The sequence below is a fragment of the Streptomyces sp. NPDC048383 genome, assembly GCF_040651775.1.
Classification (GTDB): domain Bacteria; phylum Actinomycetota; class Actinomycetes; order Streptomycetales; family Streptomycetaceae; genus Streptomyces.
In genome coordinates this window covers 1-13892 of record NZ_JBEZKS010000103.1, presented here as the reverse complement: position 1 = coordinate 13892, position 13892 = coordinate 1, and the positions used below count along the sequence as shown (strand labels likewise).

The window sequence follows — 13892 nt, the reverse complement described above, 5'->3', positions numbered from 1 at the left end:
GAACACGACTACCGGGAACTCAAGCACGGCCTGGGCCTTGACCACTTCGAGGGACGGTCCTGGCCGGGCTGGCACCACCACGTCACCCTTGTGACCGCAGCCCAGGCCTTCCTCACAGAGCAGAGGCTGGCCCCAAAAGTCCCAGGACCGGCCTCACTCTCTACCAGACCCTCGATGCCCTCCAAGACACCCTGAGGTGCTGGACCGGTGTCTGCACCACCTGCCGGCAGCCCCTCCCGAACAGACCACACACCACACCAAGATCAAGAGCAACCTAACGGAGTCCTACTAGTCTAGGCAGGCCGCGCAAGCGCCCGGATCGAGTGCGGGCCGACAAGGCGTACGACTCCCGCAGCAACCGCTCCTACCTGCGCAGACGCGGGATCATGGCCACGATCCCGGTCCCGGCGGACCGGGTCCGCAACCGGCCGGGACGTGGCTCTCACGGAGGTCGGCCGCCGAAGTTCGACCGAGACGACTACAAGCAGCGGCACGCGGTCGAGTGCGGGATCAACCGCCTCAGGCGCCACCGAGCCGTCGCCACCAGGTACGACAAACTCGCCGTCCGCTACGAAGCGACTGTCCTGGTCGCAGCCATCAACGAGTGGCTCTGACAGCGCCGACCGTAAGTAGATCACCCATTCCTTCCCCGCCTGCCGTAGGCCAGGATGACCGGGTGATACTCCATGTTGTTCTCGCTGGCGACCACGTCCGCCTTTCGGAGTCTGCCCCCCTTCCTGCAGACTTCGCCCCCAAAGGCATCATCCCCGCAGCGGTCATACGGGACGCCGACCCGGATGCCGCCCCACCGGAGATCCGGACTGTCTCGGGAGAGACCGTCTTCGTCTCGGCCAAACGGCGTACCGAACTGGAACGCTTCTGCATCGACAACCGGATTCCCCGACGGTCCAGGCCCGACGTGTGGGGCAACCTTCTCGAGCCCTTCCTCGACACCGAGTTCACCAACGAGCGCCAAGCCGCCACTCAGGCCCGCCTGGACCAGGCCGGCCTGGGACCCGACGAAGTGGCCGGCATCCGGTACAAGGTCGCCCCACTGATGCGCGCCTACAACACTTTCTACGAGGACTGGTGCCACCTCGGCCTGGCGGACCTCCTGGACGCTGCAACCGCAGACTGGATTCCTCAGCACCAGCAAATCAAGCCCAGCGAGATTGCCGCCTTCTGCGCTTGGGCGATGAAGATTGCGGACCTCGGCCACTGTCACAACAGCCCCTAGCTTGATCTTTAACGTTCGGCGTCGAATGGTGCGTCAAACTTGATCACTCGGTTCGGCAACCGCCGTGCACGGAAGCGGCCTTCGTCTGGATCATGTGCTCCGACCATGGAACACACATGTCCAGCGCGAAGGCCGTGAGGATGAGTCTGCTGCATCGTGATGCCCGGCGAGAGCCGTTGGCGCAACTGTCATGCTTCCGGGGCGAGTTCTACGCCTGCCTGACCGCTCGTTCGGACGCATTGTTCGAGTTGGCTGATGCCGTTCTGTGCGGCGACGGGCCGGTGAGGTCGCTTGCCGAACTGTCGCTGGTGGGCGAGTATCGCCGCGGTCATGGTGGGCTCTATGCCGCCATGGCCCGCGGCGGGGTGGACGCCGGCCGACTCGGCACGCACTGGCAACGGTGCCGCTGCCTCGGACGGTGGACGGCCAGCTGGTCCTGGCCGTCGACGTCACCTGTTGGCTACGGCCCGACGCCCATCCTGATCGTCGCCCTGGACGAGAAGCCCCGCCTGGAAGAGATCCGCGACAACCCAAGAGACAGGATCGCCGAAGCCGAACGCGAAAGATGGTTCGGCGAAGTCGAAGGCAGTCCACCAGCCTCGCTGCCGCCGAAGACAAGATCGCCCAGATCGAAGCCCAGCAGGAGAAGAAACGGTCCCCCGTCTTCCTGGGCATACCCAGCCTCTCCCGGCTCACCGCTCGCACCAGCGAAGCCACCGAGTAGCCGCCACTGGAGCTTCAGGTTCTCTTACCCAAGGGCGCCCCGGCCGATCGATCAACTTTTTCAAGTACCCTCGCTGCCGCCTTCACCTGCTGGAAGAAGCTCGCGCAGATCATTATTCGGGACGCGGCCCTGTTGACTCATCGCCGTGATGAGGGTGGAGGAGATGTGGGCCAGGTCGGGGTCTGCAGCGATGAAGAACGTTTCGACTCCGGCCAGTTCGTGGTTCATGCGGGCCATCGGCATTTCGTAGTCCAGGTCGCGAACGCCGCGGACTCCGCGGATGACGACGTCGATACCGACTCGGCGGCAGTAGTCGACCAGCAGGCCGCCGGTGTGGGAGTCAACCGTGACGTTGCTCAAATCAGCTGCTGTCGCGCGGAGCCGGTCCAGCCGTTCCGGGATGGAAAAGCGACCGGTCTTGTTCGAATTGAACATCACGCACACGACGACCTCGTCGAACAGGAGGGCAGCCCGCCGAAGTACATCCTGGTGCCCTTGAGTGACCGGGTCGAAGGATCCTGGGAAGAGGGCTCGCATGATCGGAAAGGGTAACAAGCGGCCGCCCCCGGTAGTGCAGTGCCAGGGAAGCCAAACCACCAAGATCAAGCACGACAGGGAGAACCGACGGCCCCACCCGTGACGACCAGCACGGGCACCCCATCCACGTAGCGCACACTCAACGCGCCTACGTCGTCAGGCTTGACCTCGGACGACGGGATCAGTCCCAAGTCGGTTACCTCGGGCGCGGGCGTGATGTCGGACATGCGTCCCCCCTCCGGCCGGCTCGCTACCGACGCGCGCTGATCTTCCCATGACGAACCGTCGCCCCGCATCGCTTCCGCCCCACGCATGCGAGACGTCGGCGCGGCCTGCCCGCAGTGTTGTACGGGCGCAGGTTCATGCGTTCCCCAAAGTGGCCCGCGGGGTCGGGTCGCCCGGGACCTGGGGCCGCCGGTGCTACTGACTGCGGCGTTATAGACCCCCAGCCTCTCCAGCACCTACTGGGCATCGGCCGAGCACGGGAAAGCCCAGGCATACCCCGAGGCCGTCGAAACGGCACACGCCGACTTCGCAGCCCTCCGGCAGCGCCACCACAGCCCCGTGTAGTTACTCAGTGCTACACGCCACCTGGCCGTAGCTATACGAGAACAGGGCCATGGCGGTCGGATGCACCAGGCAGGTGCCCAGTGAGTTCCTTCGGAATACGCGAAACGGGTGCCACTCTGCTGCCCGTCTACTCCTCCACGCCAGGGCGATCCGCCCGGCTGCCGGCGGATGCGTGACGGGGAGATCCGTCTGTTGCATGAGGATCCCTGCCCTGTCCGCTGGGCGGCTGACCTCAGCCTGTCCTCCGGCAGCGGCCGGAGGACAGGCCGCGTCACGCCGTGCTGGAGGAGCCGCTCCAGCGAGCGTACGTGCAGCCAAGGGAGCGGGTGTCGAGGGTGGAGGCGACCGTGACGCCGAAGGGGCGGGGAACGTCGCTGCTGCGGGCGCCGTTGCCGGTGTAGGTGTTGGCGAGGGTGGGGTTGCGTGCTTGCCATTCGGCCCAGAGGAGGTCGACGAAGGCGTGGTAGACCCAGTCCAGGGAGTCGTTGGTGGAGTACATCTGGCTCATGTCGCCGCCGATGTTCAGGTGGACGCTCGCGTGTGGACTGCCTTCGATCGCCCTACGGAATTGGTCGTAGACAACCCGATGAGCCGCATCACCGACACGCGTCGTACGCCGAGCCGTTACGCGTCCCCGGTCGCGGCCCGGGACGACGTCACAGCGCGCGGGCCGCTTCGGTGCCGTCCGTCGTGGTGAACAAGGCGCGGACCTCGGTGACGTCCAACAACCTGCCCAGGCGGTCGGGTAGCGGACCGGCCAGGACCAGACGGCCGCTGCGCAGCAGGAGCGGCATCAGGTTGAGCATCGAGGAGTCCGCGAAAGTCACGGCGGTGACGTCCAGGACGATCCGTCGTACCCCCGGATCGTCCACGGCCGCCGTCCCGGCCTCCTGAAGGTGGCCGAGGGTGTCCTGGTCGAACTCGCCCCCGCACACGATCACGCGGACATCGTCCTCGTCGGGCAGAACCCGCACCAGCTGTTCCACCACACCTCCCTGCCTCGCCCACCGACGCACAACCACGCCGGCCCCCGCGGCCAAAGTACCCAAGCCCCTCCCACACCAGGCCGGACCCGCCCATGATCCACAACACAGAGCAAGCCGCCCGCTCCACCCAGAATGGTCGCCCGCCTGCCGATCGAGGGAGCAGGGATGAGCCCTCCCCCGCTACGCCCCCTGAACACGAGGTGCCAAGTTGGGCAAGCCAGTGCGAGGGAGGCTTGCCCAGGCAGGCCTAAGAGCGACCGAGGTTAGGCGTCATCTCAGGCGACGTGCAGTTGGGCGGCTCGGCCACTGGTAGAGCCTTCTTGCACGTCGGATTAAGGCGCGCACGGTGATGAACGCGGCGGCGAGGTACAGGTAGAAGTCGACGACGCGGCCATCGCGTTCGAAGCAGCGGCGGATCTTGCCGTAGCCGTTCATCCAGGATTGGGTGCGTTCAACCACCCAGCGCATGCCGACTTGGATCGGAGCGGGCACGCCCTTGCGGGCGATCTCGCCGATGAGGCCGTGGTCGTCGAGGATCCGGCGGCTGGGCTTGCCGTCGTAGGCCGAATCGAGATGCACGGTGGCATTGGTGGGCAGGTTCCCGACCTGGTACTTGGCGGCTTCGATGGTCGGTTCGAGCAGCACCGAGTCGTGCCGGTTGGCGCCGGCTGAGGCGAGGCCGAGCGGTATCCCGCCGCCGTCGACCAGGGTGGAACGCTTGAACCCTTGCTTGGCCCGGTCGACTGGCGACGGCCCTGCCTTGTCGCCCTTGCATGGGGCCTTGGTGTGACAGCCGTCGACGGACAGCTCGGACAGCTCCAGGCCGATCATCTTGTCGTACGCGGTCAGCGAGATGCGGTGCAGTTCGTGTGCCAGTCCCAGGTTGCTCCACTCTCTGAGCCTGTTGCGGATGGTCCAGTCCGAGCAGTCGGCGGTGGCGACTCGTTCGTATCCGGAGCCGTGTACCAGCGCTTCGACAACCAGTCCGAACACCATCCTGTCTGGAACGCGTCGACGGTGGCAGCCCAGCGGATGCGTGGGGTCGAACTCGGGTCGCTCGGGCAGGAGAGCCGAGAACTGTTCCCAGAGAGGCTCAAAGAGAGATGACGGCACGGAGGGCAAGGCATCTCCTCGGCTTGCTCGGCGAACAGGGCGGCGAGAACAGCAGAGCCGTGCCTGTTCGCCACGTTCCCGGGCCGGGTCAGGGCAACAGGTGGACTGCGAGTTGCTTCCACTGCTGGGTGGGCGGTGTGTGGGGTGTGGTGGTGAAGAGGTGGAGGCTGACGTGGTCGGCCCCGGCGTCAAGGTGCTCATGGACGCGGCGGGCGATGTCCTCGGCGGTGCCGTGGGCCACGAGCGCGTCGACGAGTCGGTCGTCGAGCGAGTCCACGTTCTCGTACCCCAGGTCTGGGAGCAGGGCGCGGCGGTTGGGCAGGGCGGCTGCTGCCGTGGTGCGAGCCAGTGCGGCGGTGTGCGAGCGGTCCGGGCCCAGCACGCACAGCTGGGTGACGGCCAGGAGCCCGGTGGGTCCGAGCACGGCTCTGGCGTTGCGGGTGTGTTCGACCGGCATGCCCAACGGGTTTGCGCCCCAGGCTCGTTCGGCGGCGAGTGCGAGCATGCCGGGGTCCAGGGCCGCGAGCACTCGGTGTGGCGAGGCTGCCGTGGCCGGAGGCCCGAACGGGGCGGCGTCCAGCGCGTCGAGGTAGGCGCGCATGGTGGGCAGTGGGGGGCCGAAGTGGTGGCCGCGGATGTCTTCGGCGAGGCTGGGGTGGCTGTCCCACAGGCCGAGCAGGAAGCGTCCGGGGAATGCCTCTTCAAAGGTGCGCTGTGCGGCGGCGGTCGTCACCGGGTCGCGCGCGTAGATGTCCGTGCTGCCGGCTGCCACCACGATCCGGCGGGTCTGCGACAGCAGGATCCCGGCCTGCGCCATCGCTTCCCGCCCCGCTGTCTCGGGGAACCACATGGTGCCGAAGCCGAGGTCTTCGATCGTGGTCGCGGCCTCGCGGACGCTGGCGACGAGTCGTCGAGTTCGCCGGCCCAGATGCCGATACGCCCAAGGTGGGGCCTCTGACCTCTCACGCGTCCTGTCCCTCTGCATCCTGGGCGTTCAGGAATGCCGTGATCTGGGCTGCACCGGTTCGCTCCAGCCAGGTGCGGAAGTCCATCGCGGCGGGATGGATCCGCCGTGTGGCGGTGATGTCGGCGCGGTAACCACGTTCGTTCAGCCACTCGTGGGCGAACGCGAACTGCTCGTTGACGGCGCGGATCGTTTCTATCGGGATCTGTGCGTACGGCAGCGGGCGTCCGATGGCCGTCTCGATGTGCGCGGCGATCTGGACCGGAGTCAGTTCGTCGCCGGCCAAGGCCATGGCTCGCCCGATCCACTCCTGGGGCCGGGAGAAGGCCAGCGCGGTAACGAAGCCGACGTCGTCCACGGCCGTGATCTGCAGCGGAACGTCGGGGGCGATACCTGAGACCAGGTTGCCGCCTTGCAGGGCGTATTCACCGGTGTAGTTCTCCATGAAGGACACCGGCCGCAGAATCGTGGCGGGCAGGCCGAGCTTCGCAAGGTGCTGTTCGATCCGCCACTTGCTGATCAGGTTCTGCGGCAACATCTCACTGTCATGACGGTCCGTGCCGGCGACCGAACTGAAGACGAGGTGCTTGATGCCAGCGGTTTGGGCGGCCTCGGCGATGTTCATTCCCCAGCGGACCTCGTCCTCGGCGGAGAAGCCCGCCGCCGTACCGGGGGACCCCACCGTGGGCTGGACGCTGAACAGCCCGTAGGCGCCTGCGGCAGCGTCGACGAGAGAGGAGATGTCCTCCATCTCCGCGCGTACGATCTGCGCGCCAGCGCTCACCAGGGCCCTGGCCGGCGGGCCGTCCGGATTGCGCGTGAGGGCGCGCACCTGCCAGCCACCGTCGAGCAGATGCCTGGTCACTGCCCGGCCCTGCAAGCCGGTCGCGCCCGCCACCACGATGGTCTTGTTCGTCAGCTCCACTGTCTCTCCTGGGTCTTGCACGCACCGGGGAGGGCCACCCATGAAGTGGGGTGGCCCTCCGGTTAATGCTCGATACGATATGGAGGACCACCCCGGTTAGCAAGCCGTCAGGAGCTCCCGTGTCCCAAGACGCCACCGTGCCGTCCTCGCCCAGGCGTCCCATGCGCGCCGACGCGCGGCGCAACTACGAACGGATCCTGGCCGCCGCCGGGGCCGCCATCGCCCAGTACGGCGTTGAAGCCTCCTTGGAGGAGATCGCGCGCCATGCCGGGGTCGGCTCAGCCACACTGCACCGGCACTTCCCCTCCCGGCAGGCGCTGCTGGAGGCCGTCTTCAAAGACCGGGTGGAGACCCTCTGCGCCAAAGCACGCGACCTCGCGACCGAGCCCGATCCGGGGGCCGCGCTCGTCACCTGGCTCCACGCCGTCGGGGCACACGCCGTAACCAACAAGGGCCTGGGGGCAGCCCTGATGCCTGGCGCCGGCGATCCGACGCTCGGGGACACTTGCCACACGCTCATCGTGAACGCCGGCAACGAACTACTCGCGCGTGCTCACCAGGCACACGCCATACGCCCCCAGGTCACCATCACTCAGCTGCTCAAACTCGTCGGAGCCATCGCGCTGGCGACCGAACACGACAGTGACGGCGCGGCCGAAACCGACCGCCTGCTGACACTCGTCATCGACGGGGTGCGCCAGCACTGATGGCGCAGAGAAGATCGCCCGACATGACAGGCGAGAACCCGTAGAGCATTTCCATCGCCATGGGATCCCCGGGTTCCGCAACCCTCGGGCCTATCCTCGGTCGCTCTAAGGCTTGCCCACCCGGGATTCGCAAGGTGGGCAAGCCCTGGACCACCTTGCGGTCACGGAGGTGTCGGCGCGTGCGAGGGGCGGGCCGGGTCATCGGGCCGCGAGGAGGCCGAGGCAGGCGACGACCAGGGCCACGGCCGTCCCGGCCGCCGTGATCGGCGCGACGAGAACAGGGTGGCGGTGGACGACGTAGGCGACGCCGCCCGCCAGGAGCAGCGTGACGAGGACCAGGAGCAGCAGGACGGCCAGGGCGAGCGAGGACACAGGACAGTTCCCTGCGTCGGGCATGCCGAAGCTCGGCACGCGGATGGGGGTGGAGCGTGGACCGGCCGGACGGCTTGCGTCTCAGGACGGCCGGACAGCAGAGTGCGACGGGCAGGGGTTAGCCCCGCAAGCCCGCCGGTCGAACACACTGACCTGATCACCGCGCGCGGGCCCATTCAATGAAATGGGGCGAAGATCTTCCCGGCTCGGAGCCGGGCCGCGGCTATTGAATGGCGGGTACCCGAGGTGTAGGGGGAGTCGCGCGACCCAGGCGACCTGGACGTGCCCCGGACGTACCGTGGAAGTGCGGGCGGCACGGTCCCCCGACGCCGCTGTCGCGAGTGCCGCCCCACCCGCCTCTCTGCGCGCGCCCGGCCCGCCAGGACCCGCGCGGGTGAGTGAACGCCTTCATCCACCGATCCCCCGGAACGCAGCGCGGCCCCGGCACACCGTGGTGTGCCGGGGCCGAAGTCGGTCCGGTCGTACTGCCCCAGAGCGCCTGGGCACCGGTCCTGACCCGCACACCCATGTCGGCACGGACTGAACCCGACCCTACCCAAACACAGCCGTCAGAGACCCGTACACGGCCACCAACGGACACAACCGCCAGGAACCCACGGACTCAAGAACTCAAGAACCCACGGACTCAGGGACTCAACACAGCCAAGGCCAAGGAATCACCCACGAACAACAACGCCAGGAACTTCAACACAGGCCCGAACCCCAAGCCCGAGAACCCGAACACCCCGACCAACACCCAGGACAGCCCACGGCCAGAGACCAACAACCAATCAACCACCCACAAGAACCCAACAAAGAGAAAGTCCGGAAACTCACCACCCGCGAAACGGCACCTGACCAGCCACAACGCGGAACCTCACCGGGAGCACCTTCCCCCCATGGTTCCCCCTCCAGGTTCCCCCGATGCTTCCCCCACTAGGTTCCCCCCATGGTTCCCCCGATGCTTCCCCCCACCGTTCAGGAACAGGCCGGGGGTTCAGGCGGTGTCGCCGCGCCACCGGAACGGGCCGCCGTCGGCATCGTCGTCGGGGGCGTAGTCGGCGCGGCCGCCCGGCCCGTACAGGCCGAGATCGGCGATCAGGAGCGCGCCTCCCGCCCGATCCGCGGCCGTCCAGCCGGTCACGTCGAGCAGCTGCCCATCGAGCGGGCCGCCGACCAGGTCGACGTACTCGTGCCCGGCCGTCGGGCCCGCCGACTCCCCCGGCCCCGACCCGTACACCCGCGGCTCCCTCTCACGTTCCATCCCGCCACGCTCCCACCTCGGCCCGTGCCAGTGGGGCCCGTTGCGAACAACGGGGCCAGGACGGGTTCCTGAGCGACTCCTGGCGGACGAGACGGATGGGGGACGGGTCCGCCGCAGGGCGGGCCGCCCCGACCGGTCCTACCGGATCAACCTCTTCGTCCGGCTGACGCGTACAAAGAGGTGTCGTTTTGCGAAGGGGGCTTGCCCACGGCCTCTGACCTGCGGTGATGGAAGATCATCGAGTTTGGGGGGTCCCACCTCCGGTCACACTCCCGGTCCCCCGCCCAGAGCACCTCTCCAAGCAACTGTGGAGCCCCCCTCCGGTGCAACCCCGAGCAGCGCGGCCCGGCGAGGCTTGCCCAGTTGTGACTCGCAGCGATAACTGTCACTTCGCAGGGATTTCTGTCACCAGCCGTCCGTAGCCGTCGAGTGGTGAGCCGTGACGGGTGTCCTGTCCCAGTGCAGCTGGCGGATTCCCACTCGGTCTCATCCGAGTCGCCAGATTCTCACCGCGTCGCGGTGGGCCGCCGGTTCGTCTCGTCGAACGCCGGGCGTACCACCTCTCCTATCATGGGGACATGAGTTCGAATACGGGTGCTGAGACGCGACCAGAGCTGAGTGCGGCGTTGAGCGGGGACGAGTTGTCCCGCTGGTACTGGACGCTGGCCGAGCTGACCGTGCTTGCCCGCGAGCTCGGGGTTCCGCGGGGCGGTGGGAAGGCGGCACTGACGGACCGGCTACGGGCCGCATTGGAAGGCGTCGCCCCGCTGGCCGCACCGCCCCGGGCGCGCAGCGCCGGCCGCCAGCTCGCCGCACCAGTGAACGGGTTCACCGTGATTCCCGAGGGCCAGCGGTGCAGTCAGGTGCTGCGTGAGTACTTCCGCCGCGAGATCGGCCAGGGCTTCCACTTCGACGCCTCCATGCGGACATTTGTAGCCGAAGGTGCAGGGCGCACCCTGGCCGATGCCGTCGCCCACTGGCACGCCACGCGCCAGGCCGCTGTCCAACTTCAGGAGATCGGCTCGCAGTTTGAGCTCAACCGCTTTCTGCGTGACTGGCATGCCGAGCATCCGGCCGGCAGCCGTGCCGAAGCGCTCGCCGCCTGGCGCGCTCACCGCGACCAGCCTCGTCGCCCGGCCGCGGGGTGACCGGTCCACAGCTATGTCTGGGCGCCGAGTGCCTGGGAATCGGATCCCCGCCGCGCGATTCCTTCCGAGAAGGCCAACTCGTCCGAGAATGACACCGGACCGCATTACCGGACCGTCTGGCAGCCCTGCAGGTCAGAACCGCACGACCTGGCAACTGGAATGCGACAGGACAACGGGCTAGCTGAACCAGGTCATGCTTGTCGGAACCGGAGCGCTCCAGCACTGGAATCGTTCTTGAGCTTGGGCTGTGGCCCACAATGATCAGACGTCTGCCGTCGGGACCTGGTAGAACCGGGTCCCAGTGGCACTTGGGCCACGAGGCTCTGGGGGCGGTATGTCGGGACCGGCAATTGGACTGTGGCTCTTCGAACCACGCGGGTTCGCGGACATCCTGGCCGATGTGGTCCCGTGGTTGGAGACCTTCTGTGAACCCGTGGCGGCCAAGGCCGGCGGCGACGTGGACTTCTGGGTGCGAGACGCTTCGGCCCTGGGCCTCCGGGCCTGCGACCCGGCCGACGCGGTGTGTTCTTCCTGTCGGAGGACGAGAAGATGCCTGCCGAGGACGAGGACTACTCGGCCTTCTCGCGGCCACCAGTGCAGGGGCTGATAGTCGGCGCCGGCTGCTCGGGTCCGGTAAACCACGTGCTGCTCGGGCACCTGACGCTCGCTCTCACCCGCCGCCTCGATGTGCTGGTCGATTTCGACGGCCTCTTGGGTGGTCACCGCACCACGGGAGAGGACGCGAGCAACGAGGCAGTCCTGACCCGGGCGAGAGCACTGGCGTCAGCCCTCCCGGGAAGGCTTACGGAGGTCTCTTATGACACCGGCGGTGGGGGCCGGTGGCTTCGACATGTGGGAGACGTGGAGTTTCTGGAAGCCTGGCTGCAACATCCCGACTTCCACTTGATCAAGTAGCGCTTCAGCGTCGATCGTCGCGTCCCGGCTCACGGTGCAGGTCGCCACTCGCGGTCGCGTGCTGTCGCGTACTGGTGGATTCCTTCGATTGGTGACAACCCGACTGGGAACACGAACCCTGTGACAACTAGCCCGAGGAACTGGTGACGGCTATCGCTGCGAACTCGACCGAGAGGACCAGGTCAGATCCCCTGCTCGGTGACAGATATCGTTGCGAGTCACACCAGTCCCGCCGGCGGGTTACCGGTTACCGGTTACCGGCCGGGAGCGCCCCGCCCCTGCCCCGAGCAGCGCGAACCCGCACACGCGGGGGCTGTAACCGGTAACTCGCGCCGGCCGCCCGCCCTCACCGCCGGTCGGGGTCGGGGGCCGGGAGAATGACCCGGGTGAGCACCACGCGTCGCCGGCTCGGTACCGGCCCCGAGTCCGACGATCCGCAGCCGTCCCGCGCCCGGGATGACGTTCCGCGCGCCCGGCTCGCCGCCGAGGGGCCGGCCGACGTCCAGGCCGTCACCGCTCCCGCCGCCCGCGGCACCGGCCGCCGTGTCCTGGGTACCGGCCCGACCCCCGCGGTGACCTCACCGAGTGCCCGGTGAGGTTGTCGAAAACCTCACCGATAACGTCACCGATAACCTCCCCAGTGCAGGTCAGCGGGCTCCGAGAACCTGCACCTCGCGGACGTCGACCGTGAACGAGGTCCGCCGGCTTTCGGTGAACTCACCGGCGTCCCCGAGGGCCGGGGCCTGCCAGCGGACGGTCCAGGTGGATGTCGCCGTGCCCGCGTACCGTCCGCCGGCGACGGATGACGGCATCTTGTCCGCAGTCGGGCGACATGGTCTTGCCCGGCGAGGCGTAATAGGGGGTGCCGGGGCCGGTACAGGTGATTGTGGTGCCGTCGCCCATCGCCCACGCGATGGACGACACGGTGGCCGTCGCGGTGACCGTGACGCCGCCCGCCGAGGCCGACGCCGTGTTCGGGCCGAACGTCGTCGGGCCCCGGTTCACCCACATCCATATCGGCATCCCGACCACGTACGCCCCGGCCGCCCTCGGGCTGGCCCGGAGGCCTTCGCCGGGCGGGCCCCACCCGAGCCGGGCCTACTGCCGCCGGCTCAAGCAGGCGCCGGCTCCGGGAAGACCGATTCGAGTTCCTCGCGGGTGTAGTGGGCCACACCCTTGATAATTCTTCCCGACGGGAAGGGCTTGCCCGCTGCGATCCAGGCGGACTTGAACTGGCGGGCCGTGCCGGCCTTCTTGCGGATGATGCCCGCGTCGCAGGCCTGGGCGATCGTGTAGCGGATTTCCTCGGGCTCATCCAGGGACTCATCCATGTGGGCTTCTTCAGCGTCCAGCCGGAGTTCGATACGAGCCCCTTCGACGGCATGCAACGTCAGACACACCCCATCGGACCTCATCCGTCCCGGCGGGATGTAGCGAACGTTCACGGTGACCATGCCGGCTCCCTCGTCTTCATCACTTCACGGACCGGCAGAGAACCGGTTCACTGCGGAAACCACTCCCCCGGGCGCAGATCAGGACGCGAAGGGTGTGGGGTGTCGGGACCGCACGGCCGCCCCGGCGCCGGGTGGGGAAACCGTGAAGGCTCCGGGCGGTGTCCCGGCTTCTCCAACGACCGGGCCGGAGCCCGGACACGCCTCGGGCCGCCCGTGCGAACCCCGGGAACCACCCCCGTTGTGTGTCCACCCGCCGGTTACGAGTTACCGGTTACAAGCCGAGGAAGCCGCCCCCGGCCCGCCCTGAGCAGCGCGAACCCACACACGCGGGGGGCTGTAACCGGTAACCCGTAACCGGCATGCCGCCCGCACTCACCGCGGTCGGGGTCCTGGTCGGGGAGGGCGTCCGGGAGGATCCTGGAACCGTGCCGAGGAAGATCGTCCCCCAATGCAGTCAATGCGGTGCCGCCCTGCCCGAGGGCAGCCGCCGATCACGTCGGTACTGCTCGGCGACCTGCCGTACGAAGGCGTGGCGCTGGAAGAGGGAACGCGAGGAGTGGTGGCGGAGCAATGTCGAGTTCGCCGCCGCGCTACGAGAGGGCCGCCCGTACCACCGGCCGAAGGTTCGATGCCCGATCTGCAATGGCTGGTGGGTCGTCGGTGAGGTCACGGGCGGGAACCACAAGCGGGTGGACGCCGTGTACTGCTCGCCACGATGCCGAACCCGCGCGTACCGCCAACGACTCTCCCGTTCAGAAGGCGTCACCGCGTGACGCCTTCACGTGACGCCAACCGAGGCCGGGAGAATGGACCGGTGAGCAGCACGCGTCGCCGGCTCGGCACCGGCCCCCGCCCCGAGTCCGATGATCCGCAGCCTTCCCGCGCCCGGGAGGGCGTTCCGCGCGGCCGGCTCGCCGCCGAGCGGGCGGCCGACGTCCAGGCCGTCACCGCTCCGCCCGCCCGCGGCGCGGGCCGA

General features: G+C 68.0%; 15 protein-coding genes and 5 pseudogenes. 9 read left to right on the top strand and 11 right to left on the bottom strand.

The features are described 5' to 3' along the window. The 5 genes and pseudogenes from AB0D46_RS37320 to AB0D46_RS37300 all read left to right on the top strand — a co-directional run. Positions 1–195 (top strand): annotated as a pseudogene (locus AB0D46_RS37320) (IS701 family transposase); the annotation flags it as partial. Between the two features lie 101 nt (positions 196–296). Next, positions 297–614: pseudogene (locus AB0D46_RS37315) on the top strand (transposase); the annotation flags it as partial. A gap of 62 nt (positions 615–676) precedes the next feature. Continuing rightward, on the top strand, positions 677–1237 hold the full coding sequence (locus AB0D46_RS37310) for a hypothetical protein (protein WP_362884390.1): 561 nt from the start codon (positions 677–679) through the stop codon (positions 1235–1237). 140 nt (positions 1238–1377) lie between these two features. Beyond that, positions 1378–1715, top strand: a pseudogene (locus AB0D46_RS37305) (transposase); the annotation flags it as partial. Between the two features lie 87 nt (positions 1716–1802). Further along, positions 1803–1961: a hypothetical protein gene (locus AB0D46_RS37300; protein WP_362884392.1), complete on the top strand. Its 159-nt coding sequence runs from the start codon at positions 1803–1805 to the stop codon at positions 1959–1961. 60 nt (positions 1962–2021) lie between these two features. On the opposite strand, the gene coaD is transcribed toward AB0D46_RS37300, so the two are convergent. The 7 genes and pseudogenes from coaD to AB0D46_RS37265 all read right to left on the bottom strand — a co-directional run bounded on the left by coaD (position 2022) and on the right by AB0D46_RS37265 (position 7056). After that, a complete protein-coding gene (gene coaD / locus AB0D46_RS37295) occupies positions 2022–2498 on the bottom strand; it encodes a pantetheine-phosphate adenylyltransferase (RefSeq protein ID WP_362884388.1) in 477 nt (158 codons plus the stop codon). 65 nt (positions 2499–2563) lie between these two features. Then, a complete protein-coding gene (locus AB0D46_RS37290; RefSeq protein ID WP_362884386.1) occupies positions 2564–2725 on the bottom strand; it encodes a hypothetical protein in 162 nt (53 codons plus the stop codon). A gap of 614 nt (positions 2726–3339) precedes the next feature. Next, positions 3340–3642: pseudogene (locus tag AB0D46_RS37285) on the bottom strand (tyrosinase family protein); the annotation flags it as partial. Between the two features lie 82 nt (positions 3643–3724). Next, a complete protein-coding gene (locus AB0D46_RS37280; protein ID WP_362884384.1) occupies positions 3725–4054 on the bottom strand; it encodes an STAS domain-containing protein in 330 nt (109 codons plus the stop codon). Between the two features lie 270 nt (positions 4055–4324). Next, entirely contained in the window at positions 4325–5176 is an 852-nt protein-coding gene (locus AB0D46_RS37275; protein ID WP_362884383.1) for an IS5 family transposase, read from the bottom strand. A gap of 79 nt (positions 5177–5255) precedes the next feature. Then, complete coding sequence (locus tag AB0D46_RS37270) at positions 5256–6152, bottom strand: LLM class flavin-dependent oxidoreductase (RefSeq protein WP_362884382.1); 897 nt, start codon at positions 6150–6152, stop codon at positions 5256–5258. Further along, the gene (locus AB0D46_RS37265; protein WP_362884380.1) at positions 6130–7056 is read right to left on the bottom strand and encodes an NmrA/HSCARG family protein; all 927 of its coding nucleotides are present in this window, start codon (positions 7054–7056) and stop codon (positions 6130–6132) included. Before AB0D46_RS37265 ends, AB0D46_RS37270 begins: the two co-directional genes overlap by 23 nt. A gap of 119 nt (positions 7057–7175) precedes the next feature. On the opposite strand from AB0D46_RS37265, the gene AB0D46_RS37260 reads away from it, so the two are divergent. Continuing rightward, a complete protein-coding gene (locus AB0D46_RS37260) occupies positions 7176–7763 on the top strand; it encodes a TetR/AcrR family transcriptional regulator (RefSeq protein WP_362884378.1) in 588 nt (195 codons plus the stop codon). Between the two features lie 198 nt (positions 7764–7961). On the opposite strand, the gene AB0D46_RS37255 is transcribed toward AB0D46_RS37260, so the two are convergent. Together AB0D46_RS37255 and AB0D46_RS37250 are read right to left on the bottom strand one after the other, a co-directional pair. Then, complete coding sequence (locus AB0D46_RS37255) at positions 7962–8135, bottom strand: hypothetical protein (protein WP_362884376.1); 174 nt, start codon at positions 8133–8135, stop codon at positions 7962–7964. Between the two features lie 997 nt (positions 8136–9132). Beyond that, positions 9133–9399: a hypothetical protein gene (locus AB0D46_RS37250; RefSeq protein ID WP_362884375.1), complete on the bottom strand. Its 267-nt coding sequence runs from the start codon at positions 9397–9399 to the stop codon at positions 9133–9135. A gap of 578 nt (positions 9400–9977) precedes the next feature. Between AB0D46_RS37250 and AB0D46_RS37245 the strand changes: the two genes are divergently transcribed. From AB0D46_RS37245 to AB0D46_RS37235, 3 genes and pseudogenes are all read left to right on the top strand, one after another. Next, positions 9978–10547 carry a DUF6434 domain-containing protein gene (locus AB0D46_RS37245; RefSeq protein ID WP_362884373.1) on the top strand — a complete coding sequence of 190 codons (570 nt, stop codon included), beginning with the start codon at positions 9978–9980 and terminating at the stop codon, positions 10545–10547. A gap of 334 nt (positions 10548–10881) precedes the next feature. Next, positions 10882–11462, top strand: a pseudogene (locus AB0D46_RS37240) (DUF6368 family protein). A gap of 386 nt (positions 11463–11848) precedes the next feature. Further along, positions 11849–12058, top strand: coding sequence for a hypothetical protein (locus tag AB0D46_RS37235; RefSeq protein ID WP_362884371.1), 210 nt, complete (start codon positions 11849–11851; stop codon positions 12056–12058). Between the two features lie 51 nt (positions 12059–12109). On the opposite strand, the gene AB0D46_RS37230 is transcribed toward AB0D46_RS37235, so the two are convergent. Together AB0D46_RS37230 and AB0D46_RS37225 are read right to left on the bottom strand one after the other, a co-directional pair. Then, positions 12110–12274, bottom strand: a complete 165-nt coding sequence (locus AB0D46_RS37230; RefSeq protein ID WP_362884369.1) for a hypothetical protein — start codon at positions 12272–12274, stop codon at positions 12110–12112. 300 nt (positions 12275–12574) lie between these two features. After that, positions 12575–12916 carry a hypothetical protein gene (locus AB0D46_RS37225; protein ID WP_362884368.1) on the bottom strand — a complete coding sequence of 114 codons (342 nt, stop codon included), beginning with the start codon at positions 12914–12916 and terminating at the stop codon, positions 12575–12577. Positions 12917–13892: the final 976 nt, after the last annotated feature.

Bases quoted from the DNA above. Each gene is read 5' to 3' on its own strand.
- AB0D46_RS37225 (WP_362884368.1), bottom strand. From the start codon at position 12,916: ATGGTCACCGTGAACGTTCGCTACATCCCGCCGGGACGGATGAGGTCC.
- AB0D46_RS37245 (WP_362884373.1), top strand. From the start codon at position 9,978: ATGAGTTCGAATACGGGTGCTGAGACGCGACCAGAGCTGAGTGCGGCG.
- AB0D46_RS37230 (WP_362884369.1), bottom strand. From the start codon at position 12,274: ATGCCGTCATCCGTCGCCGGCGGACGGTACGCGGGCACGGCGACATCC.
- AB0D46_RS37300 (WP_362884392.1), top strand. From the start codon at position 1,803: ATGGTTCGGCGAAGTCGAAGGCAGTCCACCAGCCTCGCTGCCGCCGAA.
- coaD (WP_362884388.1), bottom strand. From the start codon at position 2,498: ATGCGAGCCCTCTTCCCAGGATCCTTCGACCCGGTCACTCAAGGGCAC.
- AB0D46_RS37250 (WP_362884375.1), bottom strand. From the start codon at position 9,399: ATGGAACGTGAGAGGGAGCCGCGGGTGTACGGGTCGGGGCCGGGGGAG.
- AB0D46_RS37290 (WP_362884386.1), bottom strand. From the start codon at position 2,725: ATGTCCGACATCACGCCCGCGCCCGAGGTAACCGACTTGGGACTGATC.
- AB0D46_RS37270 (WP_362884382.1), bottom strand. From the start codon at position 6,152: ATGCAGAGGGACAGGACGCGTGAGAGGTCAGAGGCCCCACCTTGGGCG.